Source organism: Armatimonadota bacterium, assembly GCA_020354555.1.
GTDB lineage: Bacteria > Armatimonadota > Hebobacteria.
On the sequence record CP070648.1, the window covers coordinates 1,529,073 to 1,534,502 of the forward strand.

Below are 5,430 nucleotides of genomic sequence, written 5' to 3' on the forward strand. Positions count from 1 at the left end.
GGGAGTTCAGCTCGGCGGTGGTGTGGACCGTGTTCAGCTTCATCACCAAGGCCCCCGCGCCGTTCTTCCCGTGGCCGTGAGGCCGCGTCCTGGTTTCCCGGGAATGGGATGGCGCAGGGACGGCGAATGAGTTTACCCCGGATAGGCCACCGCCCCTCGGCGGACACTCACCGCGTGTGACACGAACGCATTACGGCACCACGTCAACTGCAGAGGAGACAATGATGGACAAAGTGAAGGTCGCCTTCATCGGCGCCGGAGGCATGGCGAATTGGGCGCATTACCCGTCACTGGCCGAGATGCCGGACGTCGAGATGGTCGGCATCTGCGACCTCGACGAGGAGCGCCTGCGCACCACCGCCGACAAGTACGGCATCGAGGGACAATTTCGCGACTACAACGAGATGATTGATAAGACCAGCCCCGACGCGGTTTACATCATCATGCCGCCCCACCACTTGTTCGATCTCGTCATTGACTGCCTCGGGCGCAAGCTGAACGTGTTCATCGAGAAGCCGCCGGGCGTCTCGTCGGAGCAGACCCGCAACATGGCGCGCGCTGCCGAGAAGAACGGCTGCCTGACCATGGTCGCCTTCAACCGGCGCTTCATCCCCGCCGCATGTGCGGCCAAGGAGCGCGTCGAGGCGCGCGGTGACATGACACAGTGCGTCGCCACGTTCTACAAGCACAACCTCGGCGCTCCGCCCTACTACAACGGGGCGATTGACGTGCTGTCGTGCGACGCGGTTCATGCCGTGGACGCCCTGCGCTGGATGGGCGGCGAGGTCGTGTGCGCCGCGAGCGACGTCCGCGCCATCCATTGCGAGTACGAGAACAGCTTCAATGCGCTGCTCAGCTTCGAGAGCGGATGCACGGGAGTTCTGCTCACCAACTGGGCCGCCGGCAAGCGCGTCCATACGCTGGAGATGCACGGCAAGGGCATCTCGACCTTCGTGGATACCGACGAGAAAGCGGTGATCTACCAGGACAACCAGGAGGAAGGGGAGGAGGTCTGGAGCCGCGATATCGTCGGCAGCGAGGAGCCCCACAAGACGCGCGGTTTCCTCCAGGAGAACCGCCACTTCATTGACTGCGTGAAGGAGGGGCGCCTGCCGCTGACGCACTTCGGCGACGCGGTGCGGACCATGGAACTCGTAGATCTGATCTACGAGTCGCGGATGCTCTAAGCCCGGCGGGCCTGCGCCGCGGTGGGGACGCGACCGGATTTGAGCGTGTCGCGGCTTGGGCCATCTCTCGCCGCGCTTATGCCTACTGCGGAGGCTCGTCCTCTCCCGCCTCGCGTTCCGCCGCCGCTTCCTCCGCGCAAGCGGCCTGGGCGCTCGCGGCGGGATGCGCCCAGGGGTAGTACACCTCGTCGTAGAGCACCTTGAGGCAGGCCACCGTCGGCACCGCGACGATGGCGCCGAACAAGTGGAACAACGTGCCCAGCGCGATGAATCCGAAGATGATGGAGACCGGGTGGAGCTGCAACTGCCGGCTCATGATGTACGGCACGAGGAAGGTGTTCTCCAACTGCTGCACCACGATGAACAGCACCAGCACCCCGAGGCCTTTGAGCGGATCCAGCGCGAGCGCCACCAGAATCGGCGGCACCGCGGACAGCACGGGGCCGATCGTCGGCACCGCCTCGAGCACCCCGGCGAGCACCCCGAACAGCACCGCGTAGGGCACGCCGAGGATTGACAGCCCGGCTCCGACCGCCACGCCGATGATGCTGCCCAGTATGACCAGCCCGCGCAGCCACGCGCGGATGCGGTCGGTGAGCATCGCGCCAATCTCTAATGCGCGGCCGGACCACGGCTCGGGAACGAGCCCGATGATGCCTTTGATCAGCGGCTGCGGGTTCACCAGCATGAACACGATGGTGATGAGCAGCAGGATTGCGACAACCAAGCCGCTCGCGACGTCCACCGCGAGCGACCACCCGCTGGCAAGCCAGTCGCGCGCCCGCTTCGTCACCTCGCCCGAAACATCTACCTCGGCGATGCGCTCCTGAATCCACGGGTAGCGCTGTGTCACCTCCTCGAGGCGGGGCCGCAAGTCGTTCCAGTAGCTGGGGATGTTGTCTATGAGATCCGCGGTCTGGCGCGTGAGCGGCGGGACGAAGATGCCGAGCAGCACGGTCACCGCGGCGACGATCAGCACGAGCACGCCGATGACGGCCACGATGCGCGGTACGCGCCGCTTTGCGAGCCAGTTGACGGGATGGCTCATCGCCAGCGCGACGAGCGCGGCGATGATGAAGAGCTGGATAGGCAGCCACAGGAGCCACACCGTGGCGATAATGAGCAGTAGCGCGAAAACGAGGATGACCACGGCTGCGGCCGGGGTTATTCGTCGTGGTTGCGGAGCGATTTCCACGGCGCTCACCTTTCCGCGCCCGCGCATGCGGCGACCGCCAGATTGTATCCGGCCCGCGCCGCGCTGTCAATTGACAGCGCGCCCCATCTGGCAGACCTGGAAGCACTGTGGCTGCGGCCGCCGGTGGCACGGTCTGTCGCCGGACGTTCCGCCGACCGATTGCACTCCCGCGGCAAATCTGCTATCATACCAGTGCTTTCTGGCCTCTGAAATATCGCAGTTTGCCGAAGCATTCGCAGCCATTTTCGAAGCACAGGAGCAGGCCATGAAGAGTCGCAGCGTGCGCGCCCAGCTCGCACGCGCGCAGCCCAGAGTCGCCCCCATCGCCGGCGAGCACCGCCGCAGGCGCATCCGCCACGAGGTCATCGGCCTCGGACTGCTCGCCGTGGGGCTGATTATCGCCTTCAGCACGTTCTTCAGCGCGGGCTTCCTCGCGCGGTATCTGCGCTACGCCCTGTGCTTTCTCGTCGGCGACCTCGGGGCGCTCATCGTTGCCATCGGCCTGCTGGTGAGCGGCACCGTGCTCATCGCCCAGCGCCACCGGCCGCCGCTGCGCTCCACTGCCATCAGCCTCGTCGTGCTCTTCGCCGTCCTGCTCGGCCTCTACCAGCTTCCGGCTGCGGGCGAGGGATTGTTCGGTCGCGACATGACCGGCGAGCCGGGCGGCCTCATCGGCGTCGTGCTGGCGGAGATTCTGAAGCCTACGCTGGGCGCGGTGCTCGGCGCTATCGTGCTCGTCCTGACCGGCATCGCTGCGCTCGCCATATTGGTTGATCGGCCGTTGGCGACGCTGGCGACCGTCGTTGGCTCGGGCATCGCCTCCGGCGCACTGGCGACCGTGCGGGCGGTTCGCGAGCTGCGACAAAGAAAGCAGCCCGCCCCCGCGCGACGCGAGCGTCCCGCCCGTGCGCTGCCACGGGCGATCAGGGAAGAGAAGCCGGCCGCGCTGGAGGCACGTCCTACGCCGCCGAAGCCGGCGCCCAAGCCCGCCGCGCTGCCCGAACCTCGGCTGAAGCCCGAGCCCCAAGCGAAGACGGCGAAGCCGACCGACGACCAGTTGAGCCTGGCCGATGAAGGCGTGAGCGAGCCGCCCAGGTCTTCGGACTACAAGCTGCCCGCGACGAGCTTGCTCTCCGAGGTCGAGAGCAACCCGGCGCGGGATGATGTGTCGGACAACATCGAGCTGGTGGAGAGTACGCTGCGCAGCTTCGGCATCGATGCCAAGGTCATCGAAATCGAGCGCGGGCCGCGCGTGACGCGCTACGAGATTCAGCCACCGGCGGGGGTGCGCGTGAGCCGCATCACGAATCTCGCCGACGATCTCGCGCTCGCCCTCGCCGCGCTCGACGTTCGCGTCGAAGCGCCCGTGCCCGGCAAGGGCGTGATCGGCATCGAGGTGCCGAACGCCGAGGTCGTCTTCGTCAACGTCAAGGAGATCCTCGAATCGCCGGAGATGAAGGATAACCCGTCGCCCCTCGCCTTCGCCCTGGGCAAGGACATCTCCGGGCATTGCCGGGTCGCCGACCTCCAGCGCATGCCGCACTTGCTTATCGCCGGCGCCACCAATACCGGCAAGAGCGTGTGCCTCAACTCCATGATCGCGAGCATCCTCTTCCGCGCTCGTCCCGATGAAGTCAAGTTCCTCATGGTGGATCCCAAGCGCGTCGAGCTGAGCCTCTTCGCGGGCATCCCGCACCTCGTCGCGCCCGTCGCGCATGGTGCGAAGGAGGCCGCCGGGCTTCTGCGCTGGGCTATCCGCGAGATGGAAACCCGCTACCAGCGCTTCAGCGATCTGGGCGTGCGCAACATCGTCAGCTACAACGAGCTGGCGGCCGTCGAGGAAGGACTCGGGTCGATGTATTACCTCGTCATCGTGATTGACGAGCTGGCGGATCTCATGATGCAGGCCGCCACCGAGTTTGAGTCCTCCATCTGCCGCCTGGCGCAACTCGCTCGCGCCACTGGCATTCACCTGGTCGTCGCGACCCAGCGCCCGTCGGTCAACGTCATCACCGGCACCATCAAGGCCAACATCTCGTCGCGCGTCGCCTTCGCGGTCGCGTCGCAGGTAGACTCGCGCACTATCCTCGACATCAACGGCGCCGAGCGCCTCGACGGCAGCGGCGACATGCTCTTCTACCCCATGGACGCGACCAAGCCAACGCGCATCCAGGGCGCCTATCTCAGCGAGCGCGACATCGGCGTCATCGTCGAGTACCTCAAGCGCCAGGGCAAGCCCGAGTTTCTCGCCGAGCCGTTGATTGCGACGACCAAAGGCGGCATCGGGGGCGAGGACGCGGTAGATGACGAGATGTTTGAGAAAGCGCTGGACTTCGTGCTCTCGACCAAGTACGCCAGCGCCTCCATGCTCCAGCGCAAGCTGCGCATCGGGTACACTCGCGCTGCGCGCCTGGTTGACATGATGGAGGAGCGCGGCTACGTCGGCCCCGCCGACGGTAGCCGCCCGCGCGAAGTCTATTCGGTACCGCTCAGCCGCGGCGGCGTCGCGGTGCAGGAGGCGGGCGATGAGCCGGCGCTCGACGCGGTGGCTGCCGACGCCGAAGGCGCGGCAGACGACGCGCCCGACTTCGATGCTGAGGGCGATACCTAGGCCGAGCCATGGCTCGACCGAGCAACGAGCTGAACGACCTCACCGGCACCGAGTGGATCAAGTTCACGCGCACGTGGTTTGTCTGCGATTCCCCGCGCTACCACCGGAACAAGGACACCGAGCTTCATCCCGCGCGTTTCCCCGAGGAGATGGTAGCCGACTTCCTGCGCTTCTTCACCAAGGAGCGCCAGTTCGTCCTTGATCCATTCGCCGGGTCGGGCGCCACGCTCGTCGCGTGCCTCGAGCAGCGACGGCAGGGCGTCGGCATCGAACTGTCACCGCGTTACGCCGCAGTAGCACAGCGGCGGCTCGTCGAGCTGGATGCAGATGGCCTGTTCGAGCGCGTCATCCAGGGCGACACGACGCAGGTCGCTGATCCGCATCTGTGGGAGCCGCAGCGAGACGACCTGACGCGCGCGGGCCTGCGCTTCGACGAC

Annotated in this window: 4 protein-coding genes; 3 read left to right on the forward strand and 1 reads right to left on the reverse strand. The window is 66.4% G+C overall.

The genetic code is table 11. The annotated features are described in order from the left end of the window. Positions 1–221 precede the first annotated feature (221 nt). Positions 222–1,187, forward strand: coding sequence for a Gfo/Idh/MocA family oxidoreductase (locus JSV65_06190; protein ID UCH35941.1), 966 nt, complete (start codon positions 222–224; stop codon positions 1,185–1,187). An 82-nt stretch (positions 1,188–1,269) separates the two neighbouring features. Here the strand turns inward: JSV65_06190 and JSV65_06195 are convergent, their stop codons facing one another. Next, positions 1,270–2,382 (reverse strand): AI-2E family transporter, encoded by a 1,113-nt coding sequence (locus JSV65_06195; protein ID UCH35942.1) that lies wholly within the window; start codon positions 2,380–2,382, stop codon positions 1,270–1,272. A gap of 265 nt (positions 2,383–2,647) precedes the next feature. Between JSV65_06195 and JSV65_06200 the strand changes: the two genes are divergently transcribed. Both JSV65_06200 and JSV65_06205 read left to right on the forward strand, forming a co-directional pair. Further along, on the forward strand, positions 2,648–4,993 hold the full coding sequence (locus JSV65_06200) for a DNA translocase FtsK (GenBank protein ID UCH35943.1): 2,346 nt from the start codon (positions 2,648–2,650) through the stop codon (positions 4,991–4,993). 8 nt (positions 4,994–5,001) lie between these two features. Next, on the forward strand, positions 5,002–5,430 hold a 429-nt coding region (locus JSV65_06205; protein UCH35944.1), incomplete at its 3' end, for a site-specific DNA-methyltransferase.

Bases quoted from the DNA above. Each gene is read 5' to 3' on its own strand.
- JSV65_06200 (UCH35943.1), top strand. From the start codon at position 2,648: ATGAAGAGTCGCAGCGTGCGCGCCCAGCTCGCACGCGCGCAGCCCAGA.
- JSV65_06190 (UCH35941.1), top strand. From the start codon at position 222: ATGATGGACAAAGTGAAGGTCGCCTTCATCGGCGCCGGAGGCATGGCG.